The 13,561-nt window shown below is 34.5% G+C and carries 13 protein-coding genes and 1 other RNA gene; 2 read left to right on the top strand and 12 right to left on the bottom strand.

The annotated features are described in order from the left end of the window. Nucleotides 1-17 precede the first annotated feature (17 nt). From ispG to ACICQD_RS01945, 12 genes are all read right to left on the bottom strand, one after another. Nucleotides 18-1,298, bottom strand: a complete 1,281-nt coding sequence (gene ispG, locus ACICQD_RS02000; RefSeq protein ID WP_070356735.1) for a flavodoxin-dependent (E)-4-hydroxy-3-methylbut-2-enyl-diphosphate synthase — start codon at nucleotides 1,296-1,298, stop codon at nucleotides 18-20. A gap of 25 nt (nucleotides 1,299-1,323) precedes the next feature. After that, on the bottom strand, nucleotides 1,324-1,944 hold the full coding sequence (locus ACICQD_RS01995) for a TRP75-related protein (RefSeq protein ID WP_070356736.1): 621 nt from the start codon (nucleotides 1,942-1,944) through the stop codon (nucleotides 1,324-1,326). A gap of 197 nt (nucleotides 1,945-2,141) precedes the next feature. After that, complete coding sequence (locus ACICQD_RS01990; RefSeq protein WP_209472690.1) at nucleotides 2,142-2,651, bottom strand: hypothetical protein; 510 nt, start codon at nucleotides 2,649-2,651, stop codon at nucleotides 2,142-2,144. A gap of 155 nt (nucleotides 2,652-2,806) precedes the next feature. Continuing rightward, nucleotides 2,807-4,921: a DNA translocase FtsK 4TM domain-containing protein gene (locus ACICQD_RS01985; protein WP_395461513.1), complete on the bottom strand. Its 2,115-nt coding sequence runs from the start codon at nucleotides 4,919-4,921 to the stop codon at nucleotides 2,807-2,809. Then, the gene (locus tag ACICQD_RS01980; protein WP_006279515.1) at nucleotides 4,922-5,200 is read right to left on the bottom strand and encodes a YggT family protein; all 279 of its coding nucleotides are present in this window, start codon (nucleotides 5,198-5,200) and stop codon (nucleotides 4,922-4,924) included. A 171-nt stretch (nucleotides 5,201-5,371) separates the two neighbouring features. Continuing rightward, a complete protein-coding gene (locus ACICQD_RS01975; RefSeq protein ID WP_007550684.1) occupies nucleotides 5,372-5,647 on the bottom strand; it encodes a type II toxin-antitoxin system RelE family toxin in 276 nt (91 codons plus the stop codon). Next, complete coding sequence (locus tag ACICQD_RS01970) at nucleotides 5,638-5,859, bottom strand: hypothetical protein (protein WP_006279415.1); 222 nt, start codon at nucleotides 5,857-5,859, stop codon at nucleotides 5,638-5,640. The genes ACICQD_RS01975 and ACICQD_RS01970 overlap by 10 nt, the downstream gene beginning before the upstream one ends. Before the next feature lie 205 nt (nucleotides 5,860-6,064). Then, a complete protein-coding gene (locus ACICQD_RS01965; RefSeq protein ID WP_006279412.1) occupies nucleotides 6,065-6,502 on the bottom strand; it encodes a ClpXP protease specificity-enhancing factor SspB in 438 nt (145 codons plus the stop codon). 21 nt (nucleotides 6,503-6,523) lie between these two features. Further along, nucleotides 6,524-6,863, bottom strand: a transfer-messenger RNA (tmRNA) gene (gene ssrA, locus ACICQD_RS01960). A 124-nt stretch (nucleotides 6,864-6,987) separates the two neighbouring features. Then, nucleotides 6,988-7,578 (bottom strand): CvpA family protein, encoded by a 591-nt coding sequence (locus ACICQD_RS01955; RefSeq protein ID WP_010962383.1) that lies wholly within the window; start codon nucleotides 7,576-7,578, stop codon nucleotides 6,988-6,990. Between the two features lie 57 nt (nucleotides 7,579-7,635). Continuing rightward, nucleotides 7,636-8,232, bottom strand: coding sequence for a riboflavin synthase (locus tag ACICQD_RS01950; RefSeq protein ID WP_010082169.1), 597 nt, complete (start codon nucleotides 8,230-8,232; stop codon nucleotides 7,636-7,638). A 181-nt stretch (nucleotides 8,233-8,413) separates the two neighbouring features. After that, a complete protein-coding gene (locus ACICQD_RS01945; protein WP_138264796.1) occupies nucleotides 8,414-10,144 on the bottom strand; it encodes a hypothetical protein in 1,731 nt (576 codons plus the stop codon). Nucleotides 10,145-10,290: 146 nt separating this feature from the next. Between ACICQD_RS01945 and pheS the strand changes: the two genes are divergently transcribed. Together pheS and glmU are read left to right on the top strand one after the other, a co-directional pair. Next, nucleotides 10,291-11,334 (top strand): phenylalanine--tRNA ligase subunit alpha, encoded by a 1,044-nt coding sequence (gene pheS / locus ACICQD_RS01940; protein WP_209472684.1) that lies wholly within the window; start codon nucleotides 10,291-10,293, stop codon nucleotides 11,332-11,334. Next, the gene (glmU, locus tag ACICQD_RS01935; protein ID WP_395461512.1) at nucleotides 11,335-12,627 is read left to right on the top strand and encodes a bifunctional UDP-N-acetylglucosamine diphosphorylase/glucosamine-1-phosphate N-acetyltransferase GlmU; all 1,293 of its coding nucleotides are present in this window, start codon (nucleotides 11,335-11,337) and stop codon (nucleotides 12,625-12,627) included. The last annotated feature ends 934 nt before the right edge of the window (nucleotides 12,628-13,561 follow it).

Below are 13,561 nucleotides of genomic sequence, written 5' to 3'. Positions count from 1 at the left end.
TAATTAACCGTGAAAGGTTACGTGTAATGCTTCTTCACATAATTATCAATAATTGCCTTAAATTCTTCAGAGACATTATCACCTTGTAAAGTTTTGAAATATTTGCCGTTTTTGTAGACTGCTGAAACAGGTTTTTCTCCATATCCAGGTAAGCTGATTCCCAAATTTGCGTGTTTGCTTTCTCCAGGACCATTTACTATGCATCCCATAACAGCAATGTTCATATGCTCTACACCTGGATTTTTTTTCTTCCACATCGGCATATGAGTTTTTATATAGCCATTCACCTCTTCAGTTAATATACGAAAACGATCGCTACTCGTGCGCCCACAACCAGGACATGAATTAACCTGAGGGTTAAAGTGTCGCAAGCCTATAGACTGCAATATTTCCTGACACACCACCACTTCATTAGTACGCGATTCACCAGGACGTTGAGTCAAAGAAGCCCGTATTGTATCTCCAATGCCATTTTGCAATAAATAAGTAAGCCCTGCTGCGGTATTTACCACACCTTTATTGCCCATACCAGCCTCAGTTAAACCCAAATGCAGCGCATAATTGGAAGATTTTGCAAGTGCCATATAAACTAAAATTAAATCTTGTACTTTGCTAACTTTACATGAAATGATTATTTTGTTTGAATTTAGACCAATTTCTTCAGCTTTTTTTGCACTATCAAGAGCAGACATTACAAGTGCTTTGCGCAGTATAACATCAGAAGGCCTTGAATTACTAAGCGAAGAGTTTTCATCCATCAATTTTTGCAAAAGGTATTTATCAAGACTACCCCAATTTACCCCAATTCTAACCGGAAGATCGTGCATTATTGCATACTCTATCACCCTTTCAAACTTCTCATCACGTTTGTCGCCAAAGCCTATATTGCCTGGATTGATTCTAATTTTACCCAGCATTTTGATGTTGTCTGGATAATCTTGAACTAATTTATCTAGCTCATATTGACCGCAGCCTACCAATATTTTACCGTCAAAACCTTCTTTATTTATCTCTTCTACTATATAAGGTATTGCTCTTGCTACCTCCTCTGAGTTCAAGGCAATTCGCACCAATTCTGAACCTGTACGCGCTAGTTCTGTTATCTCTTTTGCATAATGTTTTGCGCTACTTTTTATATTATCAGCATCTATATGCACGCCAAGCGCCATAGATTGTACAACTACAGGATTATTTCCGCCTATCTTTACTTTTCCAACTTCTACAACATGAGTTTTGTGCCTGGAAATCTGCGATAATTCATATGTATTATCATTCAATATCAGGTCTTTATCTAGCATATTATTAATGGCCAATATTGTGATACTATTTTACTGTGTCAGCTACACTGCCAAATGAACTTGAACCATTCAAACTATAAGCATCTACGTTATCCAAATTAGCAATAGAATCATGTGAGCACGTTCTTCTTGATGGAGTTTCTTTTATAGTGACATTTATAGGAGAAACTTTCTTTTCTCGTGTTGAAGTAACTTTCTTCTCTTCTTGTTGTTCACTTTCATGCTGCTTATTTTCATACTGGAAAACTGACTCTTGATCTATAAATACAGCACCCCTTAAACGTGCGATATTAATACCATGCTGATTTATCATAGTGCTCTCTTCATCGTCGACTATGCAAGCTTCCATGTCATTTGGCTCATTATCAAGACTAGCAATTTTTTTCTCTTTTAATTTTTTGATTAGATCTTCTTTATTTATAGCTCGATCTTGTAATTTTTTTTTCTTGAGCAATTCCCTACGCTTCTCATACAGTTTATATGACTCAGCAAAATCCTCATCTGTATGAAAGTTTGCACCACCAGGGTTACCAGGAGGTATGTATCTCTTACTGAGCTTAGATTTAGCTTCAGCACTATGCACAGTAAAAAAGCTAGAAACCAAAAACATTAATATAAATAAAATTTTAGAAAAAACCCTAAGCATATGGTGCTATAGTAAATATCGTGTTTTAAAAGATAGCAATTAACAAACTTTAAGTAAACCAGAATCTTTACTAACTTTACAATACAAATATTTTTCTAAAAAGTGATATGTTTGCTATCAAAAAAACCTACGCAGACTAAGAGAAGAGTAAGGTGTTACAAGTTGCGTAACACCTTTTCAAGAAAAGTGTTATGCAGCTATATGTTTGCAACTTTTAAGTTATTCTGTAGTTTTTCAGTACCATCGGTAGTATCTACATTACTAAGTTTTGCGTCTGGCGTATCTTTAGATAAGTCGTTTTTCTTCTCTTTATCAAGCTTAACTCCCTGATAGATACAGAATGCAACAAAAGAAGCGACCGCTATTGCGGCAACAGCACTGACTATGATACAAGTTGCCATTATTTTTTCTTGATCTGCTACTGCTTCTGTAAGTGTTTTCACTTTTTCTTCTAAACCTGTGAAGTTTTCTTGCAAGCCTGTAAGCTTTTCTTGCAAACCATCGAATTTATCGTTCAAACCGTCGAATTTACCTAATAGCTCTTTAAAATTTCCCGTGAATTCACCCGACAGTTTGATTACTTCTTGTTCCAAACCTGCGAAGTTCCCTGATACCTTCTCTAGTTCTCCCACTCTTTTTTGCAATTCTTCTATTGCTAACTTATCAAGACCCTTAAAATTATACATAATACGTTCCCACAAAGACATTTTTAACCTCCTAGCTAATTAATATATTATAATTTTACATTCCAAATGTTTAAATTATTATTAAATTAACTGTCATTATGTATTGACCTTTTAATAATTTTGTTTGACTTGCTTTTTGAAAGTGCGGAAACTTAAATTAAGGTATTACAAGATTGTTATTCAACCAATATCTCTCTTTTCCCTGAGTAATTTGGAGCGCTGACAATACCTTCCTTTTCCATTCTTTCAACGATGTTTGCTGCTCTGTTATAGCCTATTCTAAGCTGCCTTTGAATGTAACTGGTTGAAACTTTTTGATCTCTTTGAATGATGGCCACTGCTTGGTTATAGAGGTCATTTTCTTCATCCTCCGTTTCATCGTGTGACTCTGTAGAAGAATTTTCATCTTCTTTAGTGATTTCCTCCATGTAGTTTGGCTCACCTTGCATTTTCAGATGATCAACTATATCTTGCACCTCATTATCACTTACAAATGGGCCGTGAACTCGAATGATCTTACCACCAGAGGCCATATAGAGCATGTCACCCATGCCGAGCAATTGTTCAGCCCCTTGTTCGCCAAGTATTGTACGGCTATCTATCTTAGAAGTAACAGCAAAACTGATTCTCGTTGGAAAGTTCGCCTTTATCACACCTGTGATCACATCCACAGATGGGCGTTGTGTTGCCATTATGATGTGTATTCCTGCAGCACGAGCCATCTGAGCTAAGCGTTGAATAGAGCACTCTATTTCTTTGCCGGCAACAAGCATCAAATCTGCCATTTCATCCACGATCACTACAATATACGGAAATGTTTCCATCTTGATTGGTATTTTTTCAAACAGAGGTTTGCCTGTTGTTGAGTTAAAGCCAATCTGCACAACGCGCTCCAATTCTATTCCACTATTCATCGCTTCTGTGATTCTTTGGTTATAGTTTATTACATTGCGCACATTTAAATAGGACATCATGCGATAGCGATTTTCCATTTCTTTCACTATCCACTTAAGAGCGACTACAGCCTTTTTTGGCTCTGTTACCACTGGCGTTATTAGATGCGGTATTACATCATATATTGAAAGCTCAAGCATTTTTGGGTCGATCATTATCATCTTACATTCATCAGGACTTAATCGATAAACGAGTGAAAGAATCATAGTGTTAATCGCAACTGATTTACCAGACCCTGTGGTTCCAGCAACGAGCAAGTGGGGCATTTTAGTTAGATCTGCAATAACTGGTTTTCCACTTATTTCTTTGCCAAGCGCAATTGGGAGATTTAAGTTTGCATTTTGGTATTCTGGGGATTCAAGCAAATCACGCAGCATTACAATTTCCCGTTCCTTGTTCGGCAACTCTATTCCCATAGCATTTTGCCCACGAATTATTGAAATACGTGCAGAGAGTGCACTCATCGAACGTGCAATGTCATCTGCAAGGCCAATTACTCTTGCAGATTTCGTGCCAGCTTGTGGTTCAAGTTTGTACAAAGTCACAACCGGCCCATAGCATACACTGATAATTTTTCCTTGCACGCCAAAATCACTCAGGACTTGTTCCAGCAGAGATAAATTTTTATTGCTCTCCATTTCATTTAGCTGTTTTCTCTGCAAAGACTCCTCTGCTTTAGAAAGTAAATGGATACTTGGAAACTTAAACTCACTTAAAACCTCCTCGGTAGCTTTTTTCTGTCTTTCTTTTGGTTGTTGTTTAGTAGTGATTTTAGTTCTATGTTTTTCTTCTACTACTAATGGTGCAATTGAATACTCAGTAGTTTTATGTGATCTGAAGAATGGAACATTTACAAATAAGCAAGCTATTTTTTTACATAAGAAGAATAGAGAGTAAATTGTTCTCTTCCAACCAACAGATCCTACAAGACCTATTGATGTTACTATCACAAATATATAAAACGGGCAGTTATTAATTAGTGCATTCCCTATTATTCCACTGTGTCTGTACCTTGCAGTGATGCCTAGCGAAAGTTGTGGTAGTATAGCACATATCCCTAAATTGATTAATATTAAATAGAGAATTTTTAGCAGCCTTTTTGATGGCCTGAAGATCAACAAGTAAACTATGGTTGTAGCTATTGTAACACTAGTTAATCCAAGAAATTGAACCAATATATCAGCTAAATATGAACTTACTATTCCACCTAAATTTGTCACTTCCTCATTTGTAGCTGTGTTTAAGGAAGGATCTTTATAGTTATAGCTAAAAACTGATATATATATATATATTAAAAGGGATAGATATATTGCTGATTTTAGATATTTTTTTAACATCTACCTAAAGTAGTAAGCTACTGTATATTTTACAAAGTGAATTGTTATTAGCAATATCATTATAGATAAATCTAATCCGTTGAACGGTGGTATATATCTTCTAATAATCTTTAGTGGTGGATATGTCAATTGGTTCAAGATGTGCATTATGCTACTGACAGTTTCATTATATATGTTCACCATATTAAGTTTAACCAGCCAGTTTAGGACAACCCAACATATTAGAATGAAGCTATAAAGATCAAGTAACGTATTGAGTAGATATATGATTGGATGCATACATATCTATTACACGAAAGTTATATAAAAGACAAGTATTTAGCCTTTTCAAACTCAAAATGTTGTTTTTGCTGAACCAAAAAAAACTTCATTTTTTGAGCTGCGCAAAGCCACCTAAAGTAGAGAATGGACAAGGAAGGAGGGGTGTATAATATATATTAATGTTGATATTTATTTCTTATAAATATCATCTCTATGTCCTATCTCTGTGATAGTTACTATATGATCTAATTGATTTACTCTGTAAATTACACGATAGTCACCAACTCTTAGCCTTCTACATCCTTTTAAGTTATGATGTAGTGGTTCACCAAAATTTATTGGGTCAACTGTAAGACGTTCTTTTATAGCCTTTTGAACTCTTAGCCTTATTATCTTTGGAAGGTTTGGTAAATCTTTTTCAACAACACTCTTTAGAGACTTAACCTTGTAACGCTCTAATCCCACTTAATATCTTCAAAATCAACTGTTTCTGCACCTTCAACATCACGCTCATCAGAAATTTTAGATACTAAAAAATCCTCCATTTCAAGCTCAACTGCTTCTCTAAATAGTTTTCCTGCTAATTCTTGAACGGGCTGTTTAGTAAATTCAGATAATTCAGCAAGATGCTTTAAAGTTTCTTCGCTAAGAGCTATGTTAATGCCTGAATTTGCCATATGTTTTACCGAACTCTACTACTGTAACAAGTATACAACATTTTTTTTAATTTTTCAATAAAGAAAGTTGATGATACGTAAGAAAAATTTTGCCACCTGCGTTAATAAATAATTAAAAATTTAGCATATTTATCTACCCTCTATTCTATTACTTAAGTTAGACCACTTTTTTCTATTAATATTTTTTGTTTATAAAGATGAGCAGTTACTCATCACGCAGTTGATCTATGGATATAATACTACCGTTTGATAGTTTTTCAGTACATTTTTCACTTTTGTATTCTTTATCAGAGTCGATACTGATTTTGTCAAATATTAAAACATCTCCTGAAATTTTATCACGAAACTCACTAATAGCAAAAAACGGTATAGTAATTCGCTCTTGTTTTCCTTGAAAACTCAAACTGACGCTAAATTTATCCTCAGAAACTTTTAAATCATAGAATTGATGCTGTAATATAATAAGCATTTGAGTAGGGTATGACTTTTTCAAACGATCTGGCATGGTCACACCATTAAAATATGTGAAAAATAATATTTCTAAGTGAGGGATAAAACCATTACCTGATATAACATCTAAAGTCTTTTTGATAACTTGAAACTTAGCAGAATTAAGCAGTTTTTTGTAATCTGTTTGCTCCATATAACTTTCACATACGTAAATTTTGGGGAACTTCTGTTACCCGGCGTTCCCTGAACCGTGCTTATAGCAATGAAGTTATAGTGCTTAAATTAAGCAGCTATTGCGTCGACATTGTCTTCAGCAGCAAAATTATCGTTTGCATTTAAATTATGAACTCTTAGCGGTGGTGTCTAACCGAGCAAAGCTACCATCTTTACTATGCATGTCGATCCTTATTCGTCCCCATATAAATTAAAAAACATGGTGGAGACGCCGAGTACTGCCCTCGGGTCCAATACACCTATTACAAGGTAATTTTATTGCTATAGTACACAAAATGTACATAGCTATTATATAGCAACATTAAATAAATGTCAAGATATTATGACCTTAAGTTGATTTATTGCTAAAACAAAATTAATATTTCCAGTAAAAAATTCTGTGCTCTTAACCTGACACATATGGCTTTTTGAATACTCCCAATGAAAATATTTATAAATAAATATTTACTCTTCTTTTTTATTGTTTTTAGGTTTTTCTTGATCAACCATTTCTCCACCGATCTCTTTTATTTTTAGTATCAACGACTCTGGTACATACATGTCAATTACTTCTTCTGCTGTCACAAATAAAGCCTGATAAGAGTGTGAATTTATTATCCAATTAGGCAATATGTCTTCTGCTTCTATTTTATACTCTCCCTCTTTTTTGTCATATACTGTGTAGCAATATAAGTGCACAGCAAAAAATAATACATAAGAGAGCAATATTCCTTTAAGCACTCCGAGAAAGATTCCAGTAACTCTATCGATAAACCCCAACCTTATGGGTGATAATATGTACATTAGCCAGTTATTTATTATCATGAATATAAGATTAAGTATAATAAATACAGAGATTGTAGAAAGTATGTTTAGTGTAACTTTAGAATCAAAATATTTACTATAATTTGGAGCGAAAAAATCATAGTGATTAGCTGTCAGAAAGACCGATAAAAATAGAAACATTAGTGCGCATAGCTCTTTTATAAAGCCTCTAGTTACCGAGATTATTACGCATAGAACAACAATGAAGATAATTAGGCTATCGAAAAGCATGTTTTATATCTATATGGTTTTCAAGATATAATAGTTGTAAATAACAAGGTTGTAAAATTAATTGTATTTATGCTGCATCAATTGATCTAAATACCTAGCGATCATGTCAATTTCTAAATTCAAATAATCATTTACTTTGTTGTACTGAAAAGTTGTATTTTCCCATGTATAGGGAGTGATATTTACTGTAAATTCCTGATTAATAACTGAATTCACTGTGAGGGAAACCCCATCTAGTGTAACGGAGCTTTTTTTTGCAACAAATTTAATTAATTCTTGTGGGCACGATAGTTTGATTTCATGAGAATCTAAATTTTGATTAATTGTTAAAAATTTTACTATCCCATCAACATGACCCTGAACCAGGTGGCCATCGATCTTATCGCTTAATCTCATTGCTTGTTCGAGATTTATTTTTTTTCCTATTCTCCACGTATTTAAGTTAGCAACCTTCATAGTTTCTTGAGATGCTTGGACTGTAAATGTATCGCTCATTATATCAACAACAGTTAAACACACACCAGAGCAAGCTATTGAATCTCCTTTATTTATAGAGGATAAATTTTGTGTCTTGATATGGAAAATTTGATCAGAGTTGGAGTGAGTGGTAGTATCAGTTATAGTCCCGATATCCGTGATAATTCCTTTAAACATATGGTGAAAATAAATAATTTTACCATGAAAAATTTTTTACAACAACTTATTTCTATTTTGTTATAGTTAAAGTAATTCTGGTTTACCGACAATTTAAAAAACGACAAATTCGTCATCCCGCTACGTGTTAGCGGGATCTAGAGATACCGTGACGGTATGACGTAGGAAAACTGAGCCTGCACTAGCTATAGGCGCGAGAAAGGGGATCGTTTTCACTTACTTGTTCAATAGATTCTATAGAATATTCAGAATATATGAAATAAGCCAAACTCAGAACACATAATGCAGTTAATATTGGTAACCCTATGTTCAATGCTAGCCCAATACTTTCTCTTTTTTCTGGTGGCACTAATCCTTTTAACATTGACACTTTTCCTAACGGAAAATGCCATAAGCAAAGTGTTGATGCAGATGCTACTATTATAAATAGACAAAAATAAGCCTTTTTTGAGGAAAATACAGTTTTTAATGATGATTTGAGTGTAATGTTAGTAGGTGGTAGAGTTTTAGCTTCATTTGTTGCTGGTGAAAGATCTTTAATTGGTAAAGGGTTTGTAGATTTATGAGGAGTATTTTCATGTTGTGGAGAAGGTTGTTGTATATAAACACCTGAAACTAATTTAAGCAATTGCTCTTTTTTTCTATATACTTGTTTTTGTAAATATTCTTTACCTAAAAGTGAGTTACTAAGAGGTTGTGGCCTTTCGAGTATCTGTAATACTTCTGATATCTCGCCTGGCTCTAATATTGCATGTAATTGTTTATCTTGAAAGTAAACAATATTGAATACTGAGCTGAAAATATTGCAAAATGTTTCTGGATCTTGATTTTTGTATCCACTCATCACTTCAATAAATATTTTATCGAGTTTTTTCCCCCTGTGCTCAATTTGGTTATCTATCATAGCTACTCTAGCATCATTTTGTGCTTGTTTTATGGCTAATGGTTTTTCTTTCTCTGATAGTTCTTTGGTCTGCTTTTTTGACTTCTTTTTTCTGTTAGCCTTAAAATACTCTGTGTGCGAAGTAGTTTGACCTACATTCTGTTCTGCTTCTTGAGGTATTGGATTTTCTATACTACCCCCTGTCATCCGAGTAGCTTGACTACTTGGATCCATGTTTCTTTTTTCCTGGTCAAACGCTGGAATAACACCAAATGGTATATTGTTGCTCTGTATAGAAAATTTTGGCAATTGTTGGGAAAAGAATTGTGACGTATTAAAAAAATTGGGTAGACAGAAAAAAGATCTAAACCAGAAAACGTTTTCATGCATTGCAGCAACTACTATCGAAACACGTGTAACTTGTTTTCCATTATTTGTTACATCGAAGCCAAATGAGCCTGTAACTGGTACGATTTGTTTATTTTGTGCATTTTTTTGGTTAGTTTCACTCTGTTCTTTTTTGTCTTCATTTTCAGTTTTTTCTGCATGTTGTAGCTTTTCATTTAGAAATAACTCGATTTGGTACAAGTTGTCCAGGTTAATGTTTTCAACGTCTGTTTGTAGCGTTATCGTTGTGCCCTGCAGAAGGATTTGAGGCGGAGCACTATTTACGAATTCTTCTACAGTTTTATAACTGTTAGTTTTACAGTAGTTATTATATAGTTCACTGCTTTCTTTGGGCACTTTTATGTTGGCTGTAAAATTTTTTTCCCGGGAAAGGCAGATTTTGAAAAAATTAATTAAAGAGTTTATTCGAAATAATCTTATATTAAAGGTGTCTTTATCTGTTGCTGTTAGCTCAAATGAAAATTCTTGTATATTACTTTCAATACTTCTCGAGCGAATAGTACTGATCTTAATTGTTTCGCTAGAAAATGCTTTACTTATGTTTCTGGATTTTTCCTTAAAGAGCTTAGGTAAATCCTCTATTTTATACTTATTCTTAGTTTCAGTATTACTGTTGTGCATAGCTGATACAGCAAATTCATCAACGCAAAGGTAAATAAAAAAGATTAATCAGTCAATAAATTAATAATCAGAATAGGGCAATTTTTCGGATTGTTGATGATATTTAAAATTTCACTATAATGAAAGTTTAAGCCAGCGTTTTTAAGATGAATAAAGAGTTATTAGATGACATACTTTCACTTGAAGATAAAGCAGTTTCCGAAATTGAGAATGCTTCTTCTTTACAAGATTTAGAAAAAGTTAGGCTATCATATTTGGGAAAAAAGGGTGTAATTAAAGCTTATTTTGACAACTTAAAAGAGATAGAAGACGCAGGAAAAAAGCGCAATTTAGGCGAAGTTATCAACGTTTTACGTAATAAGCTAGATCAGCTTATAATGAATAAGGAGAATATACTAAAAGCCGAAGAAGTTAACTTTAAATTGCAGAACGAGGCAGTTGATATCACGTTGCCTGCGAGGCCAGAAAAAATTGGCAAGGTCCATCCACTCAGTAAGGTTCTAAATGAAGTAAAGCTTATTTTTGCACATATGGGTTTTAAGGCAGTTGATGGCCCTGACATTGAAGATGAATTTCATGTATTTGATGCACTGAATACTCCAAGTCATCATCCTGCACGAGAGGAGCAAGATACCTTCTACTTAAAGAATAAAATAGATGATAAAAGAATGGTACTGCGCACTCACACCTCATCTGTACAGATTAGAACCATGGAAAAAACAAAAAAATTCCCAATTAAAATAGTAGCCGCAGGTAGAGTATACAGAAACGACTTTGATGCAACTCACACCCCTATGTTCCATCAAATAGAGGGGTTATATGTCGATGAGAATGTCAATATGGGCCAGTTAAAATTTACTATTCATCACTTCCTTAATAAGTTCTTTGGCGATAAAGGGCTGAAGATACGTTTTCGTAATAGTTTTTTCCCTTTTACCGAGCCTTCTGCGGAAGTGGACATAAGTTATAAAGGTAGTAAATGGATAGAAGTACTGGGATGCGGTATGACGCATCCAAATGTATTTCAAAATGTTGGAATAGACCATACTAAATACAACGGTTTTGCGTTTGGCATTGGTATAGAAAGGCTTGCAATGCTAAAATATCAAATTAGCGACTTGAGGAGCTTTTATGACAACAAAATCAGCTGGCTTGATCATTACGGTTTTCATTTTTCATCTTTAAGATAAGTGATAAGTAAAACTCATACGTTCGTTATACTTGCTGCAGGGCATGGCAGGCGGATGAATTCAGATTTGCCTAAGGTCCTACACAAAATAGGCAGTTTTTCCATGCTCCAGCATGTCATTTACAATGCAAAACAGTTAAATCCTGAAAATATTGCTGTTGTAGTTGATCAGCCTTTAATTGAAAGACTAAAGTGTTTTAAGGATATACAGTTAATTACACAAGAATTAACACTTGGCACGGGAGATGCGGTCAAAACTGCGATGAGAAACCTAAGAGAATTGCCAGATTCAAGCATAGTTGTTGTGCAGTATGGGGATACTCCGCTCATAAAAAGCAGCACAATAACTAAAATGATTAGTTATTTAGAAGGCAAGGCTCTAGTTTGCCTAGGTTTTAGGACAAGCAATAAAGAATACGGTAGGTTAATTATTGAGAATGGTTCCTTAAGAGAAATCGTAGAAGCAAAGAGTGATAAAAATAATCATGAAGAATTTCTTGCAAATGCTGGAATAATGGTTGCATGTGCAAAGAATTTACGTGAATTGGTGGAGAAAATAGAGTGCAATAGCTCAACTCATGAATATTACTTGACCGATATAGTTTCCATTGCAGTGAAGAGTAATTTAAATGTCGGTTACGTTATTACCGGTGGAGAAGAAGCAACGGGAATAAATAACAGAAATGACCTTATAAAAGCTGAGTTTTACTTTCAAGAAAATAAAAGAAAAATTTTTACCGACTCCGGAGTAACGCTTGTTGCACCAGAGACTGTTTTCTTTTCTCTTGATACGCAAATTGCCAGAGATTCAGTGATTTACCCATATGTTTTTTTCGGTACTGGAGTGAAAATAGAGTCTGGTGCGAAAATACTGCCATTTTCGCATTTAGAAAACTGCTTAATTAAAAGTAATGCTGAGGTCGGTCCATTTACCAGAATACGCGGAAACACAACAATTGGTAATAAGGCAAAAATAGGAAATTTTGTGGAAGTGAAAACAAGTGAAGTTGGTCAAAACACTAGAATAAAACACTTAAGTTATATAGGAAATGCTAAAGTAGGGCAGGAGAGTAATATAGGAGCAGGCACTATTGTTTGTAATTATGATGGGAAAAATAAACATGAAACGAATATAGGGAGCAATTGCTTTGTTGGCGCCAATAGCTCACTAATTGCGCCGCTTAATATTCATGATGAATCTGTAATTGCAGCAGGTAGTGTTATAGTTGATGATGTACCAGAAAAAAGCCTTGCAATAGCAAGAGAAAAGCAAGTAACTAAGAGAACAAAGTAGTCTAATTTAATTATGTTGTTGTGTCATTTTTAATATTAGACTTCTTGCATAACCATATAACAAACTTTTATTGGGAATAGAAACAAAAAAACTTCCTTGACAAACTCCGCCAGCCCCCTTATCATAACAGTGAAGCTATTGTATTTGCTTTCGCCAATCTGCAGATTAAAAGGTAAGGATTACTTAATGTATCGGCGTCTTATGTTTAATTTTTTGCAGTATATAGATACTGTATGTCTTTACAAAACTTCATCTACATCTAGATTTTTATCTAAATAAGCTGAACGCGCTTATAAAGCGTTACAAGACATCAAAAAATGCCAATACTCGACAGAGATAGTAAAAGACTAGCTAACTCGGGGATTCTTTGTCTTTTTTTCTGCTTGGTAAATTTCTTAAACATTTGCAGCATAGGTTAGTTGCAATTAAAAGCAGCTAAATCTTGCTTGTCAAGCGTTTAAAACATAAAAAACGCCAATATTTTAAAGCAGATAATAACCCTAGGGCTTCGTGTGCCTTTTTTTTCATTTGGTAAATTCCTTAATGTTTATGGCTAAACGACAATCGTCATCCCGCTGCTTGTTAGCGGGATCTATTGCTGAGATACCGCGAATGAATCGCGGTATGACGGTTCGCGGCGGTATGACGTAGGACTGCTGTCATCCCAGTGCGTGACACTGGAATCCCAAAAAAGGATGATGTCATCCTAGTGCTCCTTTTTTTGTCATCCGAGTAGCTGACACTTGGATGACATCGTCATAAAGGAACCAGTGTCAAGCTACTCGGATGACAGGAGAAGGGGCTACTTGCATGACGGTGTCGGTAAACTTAGAGCTATAATAACTATTTGCCTTTTTTCTGCTTAGGTTATGCAAGAAGTCTACTGTCTGAGAAAAGGTAGATAAAAGATGAAAACAGATAGAAGTATTTTAGT

The organism is Wolbachia endosymbiont (group A) of Therophilus tumidulus (genome assembly GCF_964277345.1).
Taxonomy (GTDB): domain Bacteria; phylum Pseudomonadota; class Alphaproteobacteria; order Rickettsiales; family Anaplasmataceae; genus Wolbachia; species Wolbachia pipientis.
Note: the sequence above shows the minus strand (reverse complement) of the source record. Positions and strands in the feature narration are given on the sequence as shown.